This is a genomic window from Planococcus sp. RAB007_Raresut (assembly GCF_057369535.1).
In genome coordinates this window covers 496362-513505 of the sequence record NZ_JBXYIF010000001.1, presented here as the reverse complement: position 1 = coordinate 513505, position 17144 = coordinate 496362, and the positions used below count along the sequence as shown (strand labels likewise).

Below are 17144 nucleotides of genomic sequence, written 5' to 3'. Positions count from 1 at the left end.
ATAATGGAAAGTAACAAACATAATTTAAGGAGAGTGCACTGAATGCCATTGTCCCCGTTGGATATACATAATAAAGAATTCAGCAAGGCGTTTCGCGGATACCAGGAAGATGAAGTGAACGAATTCCTGGATCAGATCATTAAGGATTACGAAATCCTGCTGAAAGACAAAAAAGATCTTGAAGAACGCTTGAAACAGACGGACGAACGTGTCGGCCATTTCACGACAATCGAAGGAACTTTGCAGAAATCGATCGTTATCGCCCAGGAGGCAGCGGAAGAAGTTCGCCGCAACTCGCAAAAGGAAGCGAAGCTCATCGTCCGCGAAGCGGAAAAGAATGCAGACCGCATCGTCAACGAGTCTTTGACAAAAGCACGCCGCATCGCGATGGAAATCGAAGAGTTGAAAAAACAGTCGAAAGTTTTCCGCAACCGTTTCAAAATGATCGTGGAAGCGCAGCTTGACCTGATCGACACAGACGACTGGGAATCATTGATGGAATATGACGTCGATACGACGACACTTGATAAACTGGAAGACAACAACGAAGACTACCGTCCTTGACTAAGGAAGCAACACTCTTTATAATTACGGCATACTAGCAACAGCAATTATATGATCTAATGCGTTGACGGAGACAGTAAGCATAGCCGATTCAGGAAAGCGAGCCGGGGCCAGTGGAAGCCCGGTGCTGAAAGCTATGAAGAAAATCACTCCTGAGCAGAACCGGGGAAACCCAGTAGCCGGTTCCGTTTCACCACGATACGGTGTTCGAGTGGCAGTTTTTTAAAACTGCAACAAGGGTGGTACCGCGAGTCTGGCTTCTCGTCCCTTTCCAGGGATGAGGGGCTTTTTATTATGCTTACAGGAGGAATTTTGATGGATTACAAAGACACATTATTGATGCCGAAAACAGATTTTCCGATGCGCGGCAATTTGCCGAACCGGGAACCTGAAATGCAAGCGAAATGGGAAGAGATGGAGATTTATAAAAAGGTACAGGAACGGACGAAAGATATGCCGTTCTTCGTACTTCACGATGGACCTCCATACGCCAATGGCGACTTGCATATGGGCCATGCGCTGAACAAAGTGCTGAAAGACATGATTGTGCGTTCACGTTCAATGATGGGCTTCAACGCACCTTATGTTCCAGGCTGGGATACACACGGTCTGCCGATCGAACAAGCTTTGACCAATAAAGGCGTGAACCGCAAAGAAATGACATTGGCGGAATTCCGCAAGTTATGTGAAGAATACGCTTATGAGCAAATCGACAGCCAGCGCAGCCAGTTCAAACGCATTGGAGTACGCGGCGACTGGGAGAATCCTTATGTCACTTTGAAACCTTCCTATGAAGCCCGCCAAATTGAAGTGTTTGGTGCGATGGCGAATAAAGGCTATATCTATAAAGGCTTGAAACCGGTTTACTGGTCTCCTTCGAGTGAGTCTTCACTTGCGGAAGCTGAAATCGAATACCACGATAAAAAATCTCCATCCATCTATGTTTCATTCGCGGTGACGGACGGAAAAGGCGTTCTTGCTGAAGGAACGAAAATGATCATCTGGACGACGACTCCATGGACGATTCCTGCAAACCTTGGAATCACGGTCCATGAGAAATTGGATTATGTGGAAGTGGAAGCGAAAGGCTCCCTTTACGTGATTGCACGTGAATTATTGGATGACGTAGCTTCTGAACTGGGCTGGGAAGATCATAAAGTCGTGCGCGAAATGAAAGGTGCAGAGTTGGAAAACATCCTGACGAAGCATCCTCTATATGACCGCACATCGCTTGTTATGCTCGGCGACCATGTAACTGTCGATTCAGGGACAGGCTGTGTTCATACAGCACCTGGCCACGGGGAGGACGACTTCTTGGTCGGTAAAAAATACGGGCTTGATGTGCTTTGCCCAGTTGATGAAAAAGGGGTCTTTACAGAAGAAGCTCCAGGATTCGAAGGCCAGTTCTACGATAAAGCCAATAAAGCGATCACTGAAGCATTGGATGCTGCAGGCGCTTTAGAAGCTTTGACGTTCATCACGCACTCATATCCGCATGACTGGCGCACGAAAAAGCCTGTCATCTACCGTGCAACTGCACAATGGTTCGTATCGATTGATGCATTCCGTGATAATATCCTGAAAGCGATCAAAGAAACAACGTTCACACCGGCATGGGGCGAAACGCGCCTGTTCAATATGCTGCGTGACCGCGGTGACTGGAACATTTCCCGTCAACGTGTATGGGGCGTGCCAATTCCTGTATTTTATGCAGAAAATGGCGACCCGATCATCACAGAAGAAACGATCGCGCATATCGCCGATTTGTTCCGTGAACATGGATCGAACGTCTGGTTCGAACGTCCGGCTGCAGAACTATTGCCGCCAGGATTCGAACATCCGAGCAGCCCGAACGGCATCTTCACAAAAGAACTGGATATCATGGACGTCTGGTTCGATTCAGGATCGTCCCATCAGGCGGTTCTTGACGAACGCGATGATCTTCAATACCCGGCAGACCTTTATCTTGAAGGCTCTGACCAATACCGCGGCTGGTTCAACTCCTCGTTGACAACAAGTGTTGCAATCAACGGAATCGCGCCATATAAAGGCGTATTGAGCCACGGCTTTACACTCGACGGCAATGGCCGCAAAATGAGTAAGTCTCTCGGCAACGTCATCGTTCCTGCAAAAGTCATGAACCAGATGGGTGCCGACATTCTTCGCCTGTGGGTTGCGTCTGTTGACTATACGGCTGATGTTCGCGTATCCGATGAGAACTTCAAACAAGTTTCAGAAGTATACCGCAAAATCCGCAATACACTGAAATTCCTTCACGGAAATCTTGCTGATTTCAATGAAAAAGAGGATCGCGTCGCTTACGAAGACATGCGTGAAATGGATCAGTATATGGCAATGAAATTGCAGAAAATGATTGAGACAGCACAAAAAGGTTACGAAAACTACGAGTTTGCGACAATCTACAATGCTTTGAATAATTACTGTGCGAACGATTTGAGTTCATTCTATCTGGATGTTGCAAAAGACGTCGTTTATATCGAAGCAGCCGACCATCCGCATCGCCGCGCAATGCAGACGGTCATGTTCGATTCATTGATGGCCATCCTGAAATTGGCGTCGCCGATCATTCCGCATACAGCTGATGAAATGTGGTCGTATCTTGGATTTGTCGAAGAAGACAGTGTCCAGTTGACGGACTTCCCGGAAGTTGTGGAAAACAGCAGCTTCAAAGATCTTGAAGTGAAATGGGAGAAATTCATGGATGTCCGTGATGATGTACTGAAAGCATTGGAAGAAGCGCGTGCAGCGAAGACAATCGGTAAATCGCTGGAAGCGAAAGTTACAGTTTACGGTTCAGAAGAAACGAAAAATCTTCTGGAGTCTGTTGATGACAATGTAGCGCAGCTGTTGATCGTGTCCAACTACGAGTTTGGCGGATCGCCTGACAATGCGCCGGCTGATGCTCTTGTCTTGAACAACGTGACAGTTGCAGTCCAAAAATCACAAGGTGAAAAATGTGAACGCTGCTGGACAATCTCTGACAAGATCGGTGAAAGCGAAGCCCATCCGACCCTATGCCCGAGATGTGCGGATGTTGTGGAGAAGCACTACAGCTAAGGTGAATTATATATGAGCATTTTAGTAACGCTTCAGCGCTTAGGACAAAGCTCCCACAATAAGCCGAGAAGAACACTCGTCTTATTGCTTCGCTCAGTCCATGGACGCACTGGCGCTGAGAGAATGTTCTAGAGATATGGAGCAAAACAGCGAAGACGCCCAGGTGACTAAGCGAAGTGCTGAGATCCACTCGGGCGAAGGTACTGAGCACGAGTTAGCTCAGCGCAAGCCACCAGGCAAGCGAAGCTGTTTTGCGGAATATCGGTTATCATAAGTTTTATTCAACTAGTAAAAAATTGTTGAGGTCTGGAGAACCGGAAAGCCGGCTCTCCGGGCCTTCACTTTTTTGTGGCGGATTGTGTTAAAATAGAATGACAGATGATTTGACGGGGGAAACATATGTTTATTTATTATGCAATTGCAGCGGTAATTATTGCAGCAGACCAATTCACGAAATGGCTGGTCCTGCAGAACATGGAAATCGGGGAAAGAATTCCGGTCATTGAGCCTTATCTCGGCTGGCTGTCGCATCGCAACAGAGGCGCGGCATGGGGGATGCTTGAAGGCCAGATGTGGCTTTTTGCCATCATCACCATTGCAGTGATTGTGGGAATCCTCTATTATTTCCATAAGCACGCCAAAGGGCAGCCGCTGTTTCAGTTGAGCCTGATGGTTATCCTTGGCGGAGCAATCGGCAATTTCATCGATAGAATGCTTCGCGGCGAAGTCGTCGATTTTGTGGATGTACTGATTCCAGTCATCAATTACGACTTTCCGATTTTTAATATTGCCGACGCTGCACTGACAATCGGGGTTATCCTGATGATCATATTCGTGATCTATGACGAAAAACAACAAAAGAAAAAGGTGTCTTAATGGAAGATTTAACTATACAGGTAACAGAAGAAATGGCGGGCCAGCGAATCGACAAAGCAGTTTCTGCTATGGACGAAGACTGGTCGCGTTCACAGATTGCCAATTGGGTGAAAGACGGGGCAGTCCGGGTCAATGGTGAAATCGTCAAACCGAATTACAAAGTGCGTCTTGAAGACGTCATCATCGCTACACCTCCGGTTCTAGAAGAACTTGATGTAGTACCGGAAGATTTGAATCTTGAAATTGTTTATGAAGATGCCGATGTACTCGTCGTCAATAAACCGAAGGGCATGGTCGTCCATCCGGCACCAGGCCATTCACACGGCACGCTGGTCAACGGTCTTATGCACCATTGCACCGATTTATCCGGCATTAACGGAATCGTCCGTCCAGGCATTGTCCACCGGATCGATAAAGATACATCCGGTTTGCTGATGGTCGCAAAAAATGACGCGTCGCATACTTCACTGGTCAATCAATTGGTCAGAAAAAGTGTGACCCGTAAATATATTGCGCTGGTACATGGCCATATTCCCCATGACAAAGGAACAATCGAAGCACCGATTGCACGCGATCCGAAAGAACGCCAGAACATGTCGGTTGTGGATAAAGGCAAGCATGCGGTGACACATTTCCGCGTTCTTGAACGTTTCGGTGATTTTACATTGGTCGAATGCCGTCTTGAAACAGGACGCACGCACCAAATCCGTGTCCATATGAAATATATCGGCTATCCGTTAGTCGGCGATCCGAAATACGGACCGAAGAAAACAATGGATATCGGGGGCCAGGCGCTTCACGCTGAAGTGATCGGCTTTGATCATCCGAAAACGGGAGAATACATGGAATACTCGGCAGAAATGCCTGAGGAATTTGCAGAACTTCTGGAATCTCTTCGCAAGAAGGATTGACAAAACCCGAAGTTGTTCTTTATACTTGAAAAAACCAATCGAATAACAACACCTTTAAAAACAGTCCAGAGAGGCTGAGAAGGTATTTACGCAAGCCGGAAGTCTTTCTTCCGTGCTGGAATTTTCTGCGCATATATCCTCCTGCCCTCTGGCAGGAGGTTTTTTATTTGCCTAAAAGGAGAGAAGAATATGGTGGAAAAAGCGGATATATTGGACGAGCAGGCAATGGCAAGAGCCATCACACGGATCGCCCATGAAATTATCGAACGCAATAAAGGAATCGATGACATCATCCTAGTCGGCATCAAAACGCGCGGTGCATTCATCGCCAAGCGGCTGGCAGAAAAAGTTGAGAAGATAGAAGGCAAGGCCATCAAGACAGGAGAGCTCGATATCACATTGTACCGGGACGACTTGAGCGTCAAAAATACGAACAATGAACCACTGGTGCAGCAGGTGGATATCAGCCACAGCATTGAAGGGCAGAAAGTGGTGCTGGTCGACGACGTGCTTTATACGGGACGGACGGTACGGGCGGCAATGGACGCGGTCATGGATATCGGCCGGCCGGCACAGATTCAATTGGCAGTGCTGATTGACCGGGGACACCGGGAGCTGCCGATCCGATCGGATTATGTCGGAAAGAACATCCCGACTTCAAGCAGCGAACGCATCGTTGTCGAGATGAAGGAAAGCGACGGCAAAGACCGTGTGGCCATACACGAATAGTAGAGAGAGACGGGGGAGAAAGATTTGAGCGAAGCAGTACTCGATATACAGGATAAACCGAAAACCGGCCAGTGGATTTCACTGAGCCTGCAGCATATGTTCGCCATGTTCGGCGCAACGATCCTTGTCCCGCAGCTGGTCGGACTGAGTCCGGCAATCGCGCTTCTGACAAGCGGCATCGCCACCATCATATTTGTACTGATCACACAGTTTAAAGTGCCAGCATATCTGGGGTCATCGTTCGCCTTTATCGTGCCGATACAGGTTGCAACCGAATCAGGAGGTATCGGCTCAGCGATGATTGGAGCCATGTTCGTTTCTGCTGTGTATGCGCTCGTATCGCTGATCATTTGGAAAACCGGTTATCTCTGGCTGATGAAAATTTTACCGCCAATCGTTGTCGGACCGGTCATTATCGTGATTGGATTGGCTTTGGCAGGGACTGCGGTGGATATGGCAATGACAATTCCTGCAGCAAACAATACTTCTGAATACAGCTTGCTGCACTTTTCAGCAGCTATTGTCACTTTGCTAACTGCTATCATTTGCACGATCTACTTCAAGAACATTATCTCTCTGATGCCAATCCTCATCGGTTTGCTTGCAGGTTATGCTTACTCGGCAGCAATAGGCATCATTGATTTTACGAAAATCGGGGAAGCAAGCTGGTTTGCGGTGCCGGACTTTTTGATACCTGGTGTGGATTATTCTTTCCAAGTCACACCGACATTATTATTCATCATGGTTCCGATCGCCATCGTAACCATATCGGAACACATCGGCCACCAATTGGTGCTTGGCAAAATTGTCGACCGGAATTACATAAAAGATCCGGGCCTTCACCGCTCGATCCTGGGTGACGGCATCGGAACATTTATTTCTTCATTAATCGGCGGGCCGCCGAAAACGACATACGGTGAAAACATCGGTGTCCTGGCCATTACCCGCGTATACAGCGTGTATGTCATCATCGGAGCGGCTGTCTTCGCCATCGTCTTCTCATTTGCCGGTAAATTGATGGCAGCCATTGAAACGATTCCGACCGCAGTGCTTGGCGGAATTTCGATCCTGCTCTTTGGAATCATCGCTTCATCCGGCTTGCGGATGTTAGTGGACAACAACATCGACTTCGGCAATAAACGCAATCTGGTCATTTCATCTGTCATCCTGGTTATCGGGATCGGCGGGGCAAGACTGGAATTCAGCGAAACCTTCGTCATCGAAGGGATGGCGCTCGCAGCGATCATCGGAGTGATCCTGAACCTGGTGCTGCCGGGACTGGATAAGGAAGAACTTGACGACGGAACAGAATAAACACCTTTTAATGAATGTCCAGAGAGGCATGGAAAGGGTTGAATGATAAGAGGGAAGTATGCCCTTATTTCCTCACACCTTCCTGCTCTCAGGGAGGTGTTTTTTTATGGAGGGGGACAAGAACATGCCGAATTTATTGACTATGAACACTTTGACGAATGAAACCATTCTGAACTTGATTGATCGGGCCGCTGCTTTTGAAGCGGGCGAACAGCTTCAAATTGGCGGAACGATCGCCAATCTGTTCTTTGAACCGAGCACCCGCACAAAAATGAGTTTTGAAATGGCGGAGCATAAACTGGGGATTGCTGCATTGCCTTTTGAAACCGGCTTCTCCTCTGTGCTGAAAGGTGAGACGCTCTACGATACGGTGAAGACGCTGGAAGCGATTGGCGTGGATGCGGTAGTTATCCGCCACAGCGAAGAAGAATATTACAGGCAGCTGGAAGGCATCCGGCTTGCGGTAATCAACGGCGGCGACGGCTCAGGACAGCATCCGACACAATCACTGCTTGACCTTTACACGATCCGGCAGGAATTCGGCAGTTTCGAAAATCTCCACGTAACGATTGCCGGCGACATCGCACATAGCCGAGTGGCCAAATCGAACGCCGCAGCGCTCAAGCAATTGGGTGCCAAAGTGAGCTTTGTCTGTCCGCCGGAATGGAGCGGCGGGTTCGAATCTTCAGACCGCATAGATTTTTATATAGAAGAAACGGATGTGCTGATGCTGCTGCGCGTCCAGCACGAACGTCATACGGACGGTGAATCAATGACGAAAGAGCAATACCATGAGCGATACGGACTGACAATTGAACGTGAACAGAAGATGAAGAGCTCAGCGATCATCATGCATCCGGCTCCGATCAACAGAGGCGTCGAAATCGCCGACAGCCTGGTCGAATGCGAGCGCTCACGGATCTTCAAACAGATGGCAAACGGAGTATTTATCCGGATGGCAGTTCTTGAATACGCAATGAAAGGGAGAGATTGAGATATGAATTTATTCATCAAAAATGTAAACATGCTGCAGGACGGGGAATTAACTCCGGTTAACATTCGTATCGCTGAAGGAAAGATCCAGGAAATCGGAGCAGAACTTACCGCACAGGGAGAAGAAGAAATTGACGGCAAAGGCCGGATGGTCGCACCAGGATTTGTTGATGTCCATGTTCATTTGCGTGAACCGGGCGGCGAACAGAAAGAGACGATCGAAAGTGGGACGAAATCGGCGGCAAAAGGCGGCTACACAACAATCTGCGCAATGCCGAATACGCGTCCGGTGCCGGACACGAAAGAAAACCTCCAGCACGTCAACGGACTGATCGAAAAAAATGCGCACATCCGAGTTTTGCCGTATGCTTCCATCACGATACGGGAAGCAGGAAAAGAACGGACAAATTTAAAAGAACTGAAAGAATACGGTGCTTTTGCGTTTACAGATGATGGAGTCGGGATCCAGGAAGCGGGCATGATGTTTGAAGCGATGAAAGAAGCTGCAGCCATCGACATGCCGATTGTTGCCCATTGTGAAGACAACAGCCTGATCTACGGCGGTGTCATGCATGACGGCAAGCGGAGCCGCGAACTGGGCTTGAAAGGCATCCCTGCAATCGCAGAATCGGTTCACATCGCACGCGACATCCTGCTGGCAGAAGCGGCAGGCGCGCATTACCATGTCTGCCACGTCTCGACGAAAGAATCGGTCCGTGTGATACGCGACGCAAAACGCGCTGGCGTGAAAGTGACAGCGGAAGTGACGCCGCATCATCTATTGCTGACCGAAGATGATATTCCGGGAGACGACGCCAACTACAAGATGAATCCGCCGCTTCGCGCGAAAGCAGATTACGACGCGCTGCATGAAGGATTGCTTGACGGCACGCTCGATTTTATTGCAACGGATCATGCACCTCACACGGCAGAAGAAAAAGCGAACGGCATGGACAAGGCGCCGTTCGGCATTGTCGGATTTGAAACAGCGTTTCCGCTGCTCCATACAAAGTTTGTTGAGACCGGAAAATGGACGCTTGAGCAATTGATCGACTGGATGACGCGGAAACCGGCGGAAGTCTTCGGCTTGCCATATGGCACGATGAAAATTGGTCAGACAGCTGATCTGGTGCTGATCGACCTCGAAAAAGAGCAGGCAATCGAAGTGGAACAATTTTTATCAAAAGGGAAGAACACACCATTTGGCGGTTGGCAATGCAAGGCTTGGCCGGCAATGACTATATTCGGTGGACAAATCGTATGGCAGGAGGAGGCTCATCAATGAAACGTTATTTGATCTTGGAAGATGGCACAGTATTTGAAGGTACAGCATTCGGAAGCGACGATGCCTCGGTAGGAGAAATCGTCTTCAACACGAGCATGACGGGTTACCAGGAAATCTTATCGGATCCTTCTTACTGCGGACAGATTGTCACAATGACGTATCCGCTGATCGGCAATTACGGCATCAATAGCGACGACTTCGAATCGATCGAACCGGCAGTCAAAGGAATGGTCGTTCGCGAATTGGCGGAGTTTCCATCGAATTTCAGAAGCAAATCGACGCTTTGTGAGCTGTTCAAAACCAAAGGCATTCCCGGAATTTCGGGAATCGACACACGCAAATTGACGCGCCTCATCCGCTCAAAAGGATCCATCAAAGGCTTTCTGACTGCAGCCGGTGAAGAAGTGAATGTTGATGAAGTCGTAAGCAAACTGAAAACGACGCCTCTCCAGACGGACCAGGTCGCGCAAGTGTCGACAGCCCGCCCTTATCCGAGTCCGGGCCGCGGCAAACGCGTCGTATTGATTGATTACGGAATGAAACACGGCATTTTGCGCGAGCTCAATAACCGTGATTGTGATGTCATCGTCGTTCCTTATAATACAAGCTCGCAGGATATTCTGGCATGGGGACCGGACGGCGTCATGTTGTCGAACGGCCCGGGAGACCCAAAAGATGTCGAAGAATGCGTCCAAGTGGTCGGTGAATTACTCGGCCAAGTACCTGTTTTCGGAATCTGCCTCGGCCACCAATTATTCGCAAGGGCTTGCGGAGCGGACACGTTCAAACTGAAATTCGGCCACCGCGGCGGAAATCATCCGGTACGGAACCTTTCAACCGGAAAAATCGAAATCACTTCCCAAAACCACGGTTACGCGGTTGATGAAGCAACACTGCAAGGCACGCGTTTGAAAGTTACCCACCAGGCATTGAACGACGGCACGAATGAAGGGCTGTCCCATCTGGATTATCCGGCTTTCACCGTCCAATACCATCCGGAATCCTCACCAGGACCGGAAGATTCCAATTACCTGTTCGACCGTTTTATTGAAATGATGAGTGCAACTCGAAAGGAGCAGCAATATGCCTAAAAGACAAGACATCCAAAGTATCCTCGTAATCGGGTCCGGCCCGATCGTCATCGGACAAGCTGCCGAATTCGACTATGCCGGTACACAGGCGTGTTTGGCCCTTAAAGAAGAAGGTTACCGCGTCATCCTGATCAACTCGAATCCGGCGACCATCATGACAGATACGGAAATCGCCGATAAAGTCTATATTGAACCGATCACTCTGGAATTTGTCAGCCGCATCCTCCGAAAAGAACGTCCGGACGCAGTACTGGCAACACTGGGTGGGCAGACGGGACTTAATATGGCGATTGAACTGGATGAATCCGGAATCCTCGATGAACTCGGAATTGAAATTCTCGGTACGAAATTGGAAGCGATCCACAAAGCGGAAGACCGGGATCTGTTCCGTACGTTGATGAATGAACTTGGGGAGCCGGTTCCTGATTCCGATATCATCCACAACCTGGATGAAGCGAAACGATTTGTCGAACGCATCGGCTACCCGGTGATCGTCCGCCCTGCTTTCACAATGGGTGGAACAGGCGGCGGCATCTGCCACAACGATGAACAACTGAAAGAAATCGTCTCAAGCGGCTTGAAATACAGCCCGGTGACACAATGTCTTCTTGAAAAATCAATCGCCGGATTCAAGGAAATCGAGTATGAAGTGATGCGCGACGCCAACGACACAGCCATTGTGGTCTGCAATATGGAAAACATCGACCCGGTCGGCATCCATACAGGAGATTCCATTGTCACAGCACCGAGCCAGACCCTGTCTGACCGCGAATACCAGATGCTGCGCAATGTATCATTGAAAATCATCCGCGCCTTAAAAATCGAAGGGGGCTGCAACGTCCAGCTGGCACTCGACCCGGACAGCTTCAATTACTACATCATCGAAGTGAATCCACGGGTCAGCCGCTCATCAGCCCTCGCTTCAAAAGCGACAGGCTATCCGATCGCCAAACTGGCGGCGAAAATTGCTGTCGGTCTGACGCTCGATGAAATGATGAACCCGGTGACAGGGCGCACATACGCAGCGTTCGAACCAGCACTTGATTACGTCGTTACGAAAATTCCGCGCTGGCCGTTCGATAAGTTCGAAGCGGCAAAACGCAATCTTGGTACACAAATGAAAGCGACCGGCGAAGTTATGGCAATGGGCCGTACTTTTGAAGAGTCGATCCTGAAAGCGGTCCGTTCACTCGAGACCGGCCAATTCCATCTCGACTTGAAAAACGCGGATGCCATGAGCGATGAATGGATCGAAAAACGGATCCGCCGAGCGGGTGATGAGCGCCTGTTCTTTATTGGCGAAGCATTGCGCCGCGGGGTGACGATTGAAACAATTTACGACTGGAGTAAAATCGATCTGTTCTTCCTGACAAAGTTCCAGAACATCGTTCAGTACGAACAGGTGCTGGCAGAACAGCCATATGATTTCGATACGACGAAAAAGGCGAAACGAATGGGCTTTGCAGACCGCACCATCGCGAAACTGTGGAATACGACAGAACAGCAGGTTTACAACTGGCGCAAGGAGCAGAAATTGATGCCGGTCTATAAAATGGTCGACACATGCGCCGCGGAATTTGAATCGGAAACACCTTATTTCTACGGTACTTTCGAAGACGAAAACGAATCCACCCGCACAGACAAGGAAAGCGTCATCGTATTGGGCTCAGGCCCAATCCGCATTGGGCAAGGAGTGGAATTCGATTACGCAACCGTGCATTCCGTCTGGGCCATCAAAGAAGCGGGCTACGAGGCGATCATCATCAATAACAACCCGGAAACGGTCAGCACGGATTTCTCGATCTCCGATAAACTGTATTTCGAGCCCCTGACAATTGAAGATGTCATGCACATCGTCGATTTGGAACAGCCAAAAGGTGTCGTGGTGCAATTTGGCGGGCAAACGGCTATCAACCTGGCTGAAAAGCTGGAACAGAACGGCGTCAAAATTCTCGGGACGACGCTTGAAGACACAGACCGTGCGGAAAACCGCAATAAGTTCGAAGCGGCATTGAATGAAATCGGCATCCCGCAGCCACTGGGCAAAACAGCGGTATCTAAAGAAGAAGCAGTGGTCATCGCTAATAATATCGGTTATCCGGTATTGGTGCGGCCATCTTACGTGCTCGGCGGCCGGGCGATGGAAATCGTCTATAACGAAAAAGACCTGAACCATTACATGGAGCATGCGGTGGAAGCGAGCCCTGAGCATCCGGTGCTGGTCGATCGCTATCTGACGGGCATTGAAGTCGAAGTGGATGCTATCTCTGACGGTGAAAACGTATTAATACCTGGGATCATGGAACACATCGAACGCGCCGGCGTCCATTCGGGTGATTCGATCGCGGTTTATCCGACACAAAACATTTCCCAGGAATTGCTGGATACACTGGTGGATTACACAACGCGATTGGCAAAAGGCTTCAACATTGTCGGCTTGCTGAATATCCAGTATGTCATATCAAAAGGCGATGTGTTCGTCATCGAAGTCAACCCACGCTCAAGCCGGACGGTGCCGTTCATGAGCAAAATCATGTCAATTCCGATGGCCAATATCGCCACCAAAGCGATCCTCGGGCAAAGCATCATCGACCAGGGCTATACGCCAGGACTTGCGCCTCGCGTCAATGGCGTCTTTGTAAAAGTTCCAGTCTTTTCATTTGCGAAGCTGCGCCGTGTCGACATTACGTTAGGGCCTGAAATGAAATCGACAGGGGAAGTCATGGGCAAGGACACGACACTCGAAAAAGCGCTGTATAAAGGATTGGCGGCTGCCGGAATGGAAATCAAAGATCACGGGACGGTCTTGCTGACGGTGGCGGATAAAGATAAAACGGAAGCGGTCGGACTTGCCAAACGTTTCAAATCGATCGGCTACCAGATCATGGCGACCGGCGGAACAGCGGCGGCTTTTGAAGAAGCAGGAGTTGCGGTTGCACCGATTGGTAAAATCGGGGCTGAAGGCAGAACCTTGCTCGACGTGATCCAGAGCGGAGACGCACAGATCGTCATCAACACGCTGACGAAAGGCAAACAGCCTGAACGTGACGGGTTCCGGATACGCCGGGAATCAGTGGAAAATGGCATTCCTTGCCTAACTTCACTTGATACAGCGGCAGCCATGCTCCGTGTTATTGAATCGATGACATTTTCAGCAGAAGAAATGGGGGCGGGCAGATGATCAAACAAGAACGGATGAAAGTGGTCGCCCAGCAGTCCATTGCCAAGCATATTTTCGAACTTACGGTTGAAGGCAGCTTGGTCGATGAAATGGCAGAGCCTGGGCAATTTGTCCACGTCCGTGTGGCGGACAGTTTTGAACCATTGCTGCGCCGGCCAATTTCCATCGCTTCCATCGATAAGGAAAGCAAGCGGTTCACAATGATTTATCGAGCAGAAGGACGCGGCACACAAATCCTGGCTGACAAAAGAGCCGGGGACGAAATTGATGTGCTGGGCCCGCTCGGCCACGGCTTCCCAGTGGAACAGGCAGAGAAAAAAGCCTTTCTGATTGGCGGGGGGATCGGTGTGCCTCCCCTCTATGAATTGGCGAAGCAATTGAACAGCCGCGGAATCGAGACGGTCCATATTTTAGGCTTTGAAAGCAAACAGGCGATATTCTATGAAGAAAAATTCAAAGCACTGGGTGACACCCATATAGCGACAGTTGACGGTTCACACGGCACGGAAGGATTTGTTACGCATATCCTGAATGAATTGCCGCATGATTTCGATACGTATTTCAGCTGCGGACCGACCGCCATGCTTGAAGCGGTGCAATGGGCATATCCGCAGAAGAGAGGATTTCTCTCCTATGAACAGCGGATGGGCTGCGGCATCGGCGCTTGTTTTGCCTGTGTCTGCCGGACAACCAAATCAGAAACGGATTATATCAAAGTCTGCTCGGACGGACCTGTATTTCCAGCGGGAGTGGTGATTTCATGATTGATATGACAGTAAAGATCCCTGGACTCGAATTAAAAAATCCGATCATGCCGGCATCCGGCTGCTTCGGTTTCGGTAAAGAATATGCCCAGCTGTATGACCTTTCACAGCTCGGCGCCATCATGATCAAAGCGACAACGGTGGAAACGCGGCTCGGAAATCCGACGCCGCGTGTGGCGGAAACTTCTTCAGGTATGCTCAATGCGATCGGGCTTCAAAATCCGGGTCTGGAAAGCGTCTCTAATTCCGAACTGCCTTGGCTGGAACAATTCGATGTGCCGATCATCGCCAATGTTGCGGGTACGACAACAGAAGATTACGTGGAAGTGGCGCGTGAAATCTCAAAAGCAACAAATGTACACGCACTTGAAATCAATATTTCCTGTCCGAATGTCAAAAAAGGCGGCATCACATTCGGCACCGATCCTGTAGTCGCGAGAGAATTGACAAGAGCCGTGAAGGAAGTTTCATCTGTTCCGGTCTACATCAAGCTGTCACCGAACGTGACGGACATCGTATCGATTGCCAAAGCGGTCGAAGAAGGCGGAGCAGACGGCATCACGATGATCAACACGCTGCTCGGAATGCGGCTCGACCCGAAAACCGGGCGTCCGGTCATCGCCAATATCACAGGTGGCTTATCAGGTCCTGCCATCAAACCGGTGGCTCTCAGAATGGTCTACGAAGTCAGCAAGCAAACGAATTTGCCGATCATCGGAATGGGCGGCGTCACAGACGTGGATGATGTCATCGATTTCCTGTCCGCCGGCGCCAGTGCAGTAGCAGTTGGAACAGCCAATTTCGTCAACCCGTTCGTGTGTCCGGAAATCATCGGCAAATTGCCGGAGCGGTTGCATGAATTGGGATACGATTCTGTAGAGGAACTTATCGGAAGGAGCCACCGTCTATGAGAAATGAAAGACCGATCATCGCTTTGGATTTTCCAGCGAAAGAGCAGGCATTGCAATTTTTGGGACAGTTTGAGGAAAGTCTCTTCGTGAAAGTCGGTATGGAATTGTTCTATCAGGAAGGACCGGAGCTCGTACGTGAAATCAACCGGCTCGGCCATGATATCTTTCTTGATTTAAAACTTCATGACATTCCGAATACCGTTGAATCCGCCATGCGCGGGATCGCGAAATTGGATGTCGCCATGGTCAATGTCCATGCGGCAGGAGGCATCGAGATGATGCGGGCTGCCAAACGCGGACTCAAAGGCAGTGATACGCAATTGATCGCTGTGACACAATTGACGTCAACCAGTGAAGAACAGATGCAAAGGGAGCAATTGATATCTGCGAGTCTGGAAGAATCCGTCGTCCATTATGCAAGATTGGCAGACGAGGCAGGTCTCCACGGGGTGGTCTGCTCCGTCCATGAAGCGGAAGCGATTGGCGACGCGTGTGGTGAAGAATTCTTGCGGGTTACACCGGGTATTCGCCCGGCACAAGCTTCTGTAGATGACCAAAAGAGAGTTGCGACGCCTGCAGAAGCGAGCAGACAGGGCTCGACACATATTGTCGTCGGACGTGCCATCACAAAAGCGGCAAATCCACAAGACAGTTACAATCAAATTCGAGCGGAATGGAGTGGTCAATGATGAAGAAGGAAACAGCCAAGCATTTATTGGATATCGGCGCAGTTGAATTACGTCCCCAGAATCCGTTCACATGGGCATCCGGCATCAAATCACCTATTTACTGTGACAACCGCCTGACGATGTCCTATCCGAAAGTGCGCAAAGAAATCGCCAAAGGGCTGGCTGCCAAGATCAAGGAATTCTACCCGCAATGCGAAATCGTGGCAGGCACAGCAACGGCCGGTATTCCGCACGCGGCATGGGTCAGTGACCTGCTGGAGCTGCCGATGGTCTACGTAAGGTCCAAGCCGAAAGAACACGGCCAGGGCAATATGGTCGAAGGAAAAGTGGAACCCGGCAAAAAAGTCGTAGTAGTAGAAGACCTGATTTCTAAAGGCGGCTCGGTGATCCAGGCAGCACAAGGCTTGCAGCAAGCAGGCTTCGAAGTACTTGGTATCGTCGCTATTTTTACATATGACTTACCCCAATCCGTCGAAGCGATCGAAGCGGCAGGATTCACATTCCACACGCTCACCGACTTCCCGGCACTTGTCGAACAAGCGGCAAGTACAGGAGCAATCGAGCAGGGGGATTTGCCGATGCTACGGGAATGGCATGAAGGATTAAAGGCAGGAACATTGAAGGGCTGACCATGTGGTCGGCTTTTTCTTTTTGGGGAAAATTGTGTGAAGAATAGGAAAGAAATGATTATTTTAGTAATTTAAAAATCAGTTTTCTGTTCGGAAAAGTCCGAGATGGATGGCGAACGTTCGTAAAGT

General features: G+C 49.6%; 14 protein-coding genes and 1 other annotated feature. All 14 genes read left to right on the top strand.

The genetic code is table 11. The features are described from left to right. Positions 1–42 precede the first annotated feature (42 nt). A complete protein-coding gene (locus tag AC2Q9J_RS02505) occupies positions 43–564 on the top strand; it encodes a DivIVA domain-containing protein (RefSeq protein ID WP_112222926.1) in 522 nt (173 codons plus the stop codon). Positions 565–619: 55 nt separating this feature from the next. Then, positions 620–836 (top strand) — a binding site (T-box leader). Between the two features lie 43 nt (positions 837–879). Next, complete coding sequence (ileS, locus tag AC2Q9J_RS02500) at positions 880–3642, top strand: isoleucine--tRNA ligase (RefSeq protein ID WP_499036899.1); 2763 nt, start codon at positions 880–882, stop codon at positions 3640–3642. A gap of 399 nt (positions 3643–4041) precedes the next feature. Further along, the gene (lspA, locus tag AC2Q9J_RS02495; RefSeq protein WP_341201761.1) at positions 4042–4518 is read left to right on the top strand and encodes a signal peptidase II; all 477 of its coding nucleotides are present in this window, start codon (positions 4042–4044) and stop codon (positions 4516–4518) included. After that, positions 4518–5429 carry an RluA family pseudouridine synthase gene (locus tag AC2Q9J_RS02490; RefSeq protein WP_499036897.1) on the top strand — a complete coding sequence of 304 codons (912 nt, stop codon included), beginning with the start codon at positions 4518–4520 and terminating at the stop codon, positions 5427–5429. The genes lspA and AC2Q9J_RS02490 overlap by 1 nt, the downstream gene beginning before the upstream one ends. A 192-nt stretch (positions 5430–5621) precedes the next feature. Next, entirely contained in the window at positions 5622–6158 is a 537-nt protein-coding gene (gene pyrR, locus AC2Q9J_RS02485; protein WP_499037336.1) for a bifunctional pyr operon transcriptional regulator/uracil phosphoribosyltransferase PyrR, read from the top strand. A gap of 24 nt (positions 6159–6182) precedes the next feature. After that, a complete protein-coding gene (locus tag AC2Q9J_RS02480) occupies positions 6183–7472 on the top strand; it encodes a solute carrier family 23 protein (protein WP_341201763.1) in 1290 nt (429 codons plus the stop codon). A gap of 124 nt (positions 7473–7596) precedes the next feature. Continuing rightward, the gene (locus AC2Q9J_RS02475) at positions 7597–8466 is read left to right on the top strand and encodes an aspartate carbamoyltransferase catalytic subunit (protein WP_499036895.1); all 870 of its coding nucleotides are present in this window, start codon (positions 7597–7599) and stop codon (positions 8464–8466) included. Between the two features lie 3 nt (positions 8467–8469). Next, complete coding sequence (pyrC, locus tag AC2Q9J_RS02470; protein WP_499036894.1) at positions 8470–9750, top strand: dihydroorotase; 1281 nt, start codon at positions 8470–8472, stop codon at positions 9748–9750. Then, complete coding sequence (locus tag AC2Q9J_RS02465; protein ID WP_499036892.1) at positions 9747–10841, top strand: carbamoyl phosphate synthase small subunit; 1095 nt, start codon at positions 9747–9749, stop codon at positions 10839–10841. Before pyrC ends, AC2Q9J_RS02465 begins: the two co-directional genes overlap by 4 nt. Continuing rightward, a complete protein-coding gene (gene carB / locus AC2Q9J_RS02460; protein ID WP_499036890.1) occupies positions 10834–14022 on the top strand; it encodes a carbamoyl-phosphate synthase large subunit in 3189 nt (1062 codons plus the stop codon). Before AC2Q9J_RS02465 ends, carB begins: the two co-directional genes overlap by 8 nt. Next, positions 14019–14786: a dihydroorotate dehydrogenase electron transfer subunit gene (locus tag AC2Q9J_RS02455; protein WP_282020754.1), complete on the top strand. Its 768-nt coding sequence runs from the start codon at positions 14019–14021 to the stop codon at positions 14784–14786. The genes carB and AC2Q9J_RS02455 overlap by 4 nt, the downstream gene beginning before the upstream one ends. Then, positions 14783–15697, top strand: a complete 915-nt coding sequence (locus AC2Q9J_RS02450; RefSeq protein WP_282020753.1) for a dihydroorotate dehydrogenase — start codon at positions 14783–14785, stop codon at positions 15695–15697. The genes AC2Q9J_RS02455 and AC2Q9J_RS02450 overlap by 4 nt, the downstream gene beginning before the upstream one ends. Further along, positions 15694–16386: an orotidine-5'-phosphate decarboxylase gene (gene pyrF, locus AC2Q9J_RS02445; protein WP_282020752.1), complete on the top strand. Its 693-nt coding sequence runs from the start codon at positions 15694–15696 to the stop codon at positions 16384–16386. The genes AC2Q9J_RS02450 and pyrF overlap by 4 nt, the downstream gene beginning before the upstream one ends. Continuing rightward, a complete protein-coding gene (gene pyrE / locus AC2Q9J_RS02440; protein WP_282020751.1) occupies positions 16386–17015 on the top strand; it encodes an orotate phosphoribosyltransferase in 630 nt (209 codons plus the stop codon). The genes pyrF and pyrE overlap by 1 nt, the downstream gene beginning before the upstream one ends. Positions 17016–17144 lie beyond the last annotated feature (129 nt).

What these genes read in the sequence shown, in the direction of transcription:
- lspA (WP_341201761.1), top strand. Translation starts at nt 4,042, where the DNA reads ATGTTTATTTATTATGCAATTGCAGCGGTAATTATTGCAGCAGACCAA.
- AC2Q9J_RS02505 (WP_112222926.1), top strand. Translation starts at nt 43, where the DNA reads ATGCCATTGTCCCCGTTGGATATACATAATAAAGAATTCAGCAAGGCG.
- ileS (WP_499036899.1), top strand. Translation starts at nt 880, where the DNA reads ATGGATTACAAAGACACATTATTGATGCCGAAAACAGATTTTCCGATG.
- pyrC (WP_499036894.1), top strand. Translation starts at nt 8,470, where the DNA reads ATGAATTTATTCATCAAAAATGTAAACATGCTGCAGGACGGGGAATTA.
- AC2Q9J_RS02450 (WP_282020753.1), top strand. Translation starts at nt 14,783, where the DNA reads ATGATTGATATGACAGTAAAGATCCCTGGACTCGAATTAAAAAATCCG.
- AC2Q9J_RS02455 (WP_282020754.1), top strand. Translation starts at nt 14,019, where the DNA reads ATGATCAAACAAGAACGGATGAAAGTGGTCGCCCAGCAGTCCATTGCC.
- AC2Q9J_RS02475 (WP_499036895.1), top strand. Translation starts at nt 7,597, where the DNA reads ATGCCGAATTTATTGACTATGAACACTTTGACGAATGAAACCATTCTG.
- pyrF (WP_282020752.1), top strand. Translation starts at nt 15,694, where the DNA reads ATGAGAAATGAAAGACCGATCATCGCTTTGGATTTTCCAGCGAAAGAG.
- pyrE (WP_282020751.1), top strand. Translation starts at nt 16,386, where the DNA reads ATGAAGAAGGAAACAGCCAAGCATTTATTGGATATCGGCGCAGTTGAA.
- carB (WP_499036890.1), top strand. Translation starts at nt 10,834, where the DNA reads ATGCCTAAAAGACAAGACATCCAAAGTATCCTCGTAATCGGGTCCGGC.
- AC2Q9J_RS02490 (WP_499036897.1), top strand. Translation starts at nt 4,518, where the DNA reads ATGGAAGATTTAACTATACAGGTAACAGAAGAAATGGCGGGCCAGCGA.
- AC2Q9J_RS02465 (WP_499036892.1), top strand. Translation starts at nt 9,747, where the DNA reads ATGAAACGTTATTTGATCTTGGAAGATGGCACAGTATTTGAAGGTACA.